The sequence below is a fragment of the Xylophilus ampelinus genome (genome assembly GCF_003217575.1).
Taxonomy (GTDB): domain Bacteria; phylum Pseudomonadota; class Gammaproteobacteria; order Burkholderiales; family Burkholderiaceae_C; genus Xylophilus; species Xylophilus ampelinus.
In genome coordinates this window covers 1-1,020 of the sequence record NZ_QJTC01000066.1, presented here as the reverse complement: position 1 = coordinate 1,020, position 1,020 = coordinate 1, and the positions used below count along the sequence as shown (strand labels likewise).

Here is a 1,020-nt window from a genome sequence, read left to right as displayed (position 1 = left end):
CAGCGGGACGAGGCGGCGAGCGCAGCGAGCTAATTTATTAACAAGACACTTTGGAACACATGCCCGATTTCACCGTTTCTCCCCCCGGTCGCAGACCGGTTGACCCGTGGAGGTTCGGCCCTGGTTTCGGTGCTGTTCTGGTGTGGGAATGGCCGGATGGATCGTGGTGCTACCTCGATCGGCTATGGCACTGGATGCACCGGCACAAGACCGGTGGAGTCATCGCCCCCTGGTGGTGAGGTAGGCAGAAAAAGGTGAACCCGGCGACGCTGGCAGGCGACCCGGGCTCGTGACGGCAACTAATCGGAGTAGTGCAGTGGAACGGATCATAGATGGTGTGCTGTATCAGGGTCAAACCGTGCCTGATGCCTGGGATGTGAGGATCTGGGAGGCCAATGGCCATCGGGAGATTTCGGCCCGTCAACAGGTCACCTGGGAAGAGGTAGGGCCAGCCCCTGCGCATATGCTCAACGTGGCTGACTCCTGGGCTGTCTACATCGCCGCGGCTGACACTCCGCAAGAGCGCGATATTCGCATTGCGATGTACCACGCTGAGCAAGAGGAAAAGGACCTGAAGAATCGCAAACGGGCGGCGCAACGGGCAAAGACAACCTGCCGGCGGGTCATCAAAGCTGAGGGCTTCGATGAGTTGCTGACTCTCACGTATCGTGAGAATCAGCTGGACCGCGAACTGTGCAAAAAGCACTTTAAAGAGTGGGTGCGAAGGATGAAACGTAGCCTCGGCGACGCCTTCCGGTATTGCGCCAGCTTCGAACGGCAGGAACGCGGTTCCATGCATGTCCACCTTGCTACACACAAGCTCCCCAAAATGGCGATGTACAAGGGCGTCAAGATCAAAGCCTGGGAGCTAGGCACCAAGGTTTGGCGCTCCATCGTCGGCGACAACAACGGGCTTTGCTTCGTCGGTGGGCGCACAAAGAACGGCGGCTATCGTCGCAACATGTCGATAGGCAAGATGGCCGCCTACGTCTCTAAATACATCCTCAAAGACTTCGAGGA

Annotated in this window: 1 protein-coding gene; it reads left to right on the top strand. The window is 58.1% G+C overall.

Annotation, left to right across the window (positions count from 1 at the left end):
• Positions 1 to 316 precede the first annotated feature (316 nt).
• On the top strand, positions 317 to 1,020 hold a 704-nt coding region (locus tag DFQ15_RS16855), incomplete at its 3' end, for a rolling circle replication-associated protein (RefSeq protein ID WP_146228798.1).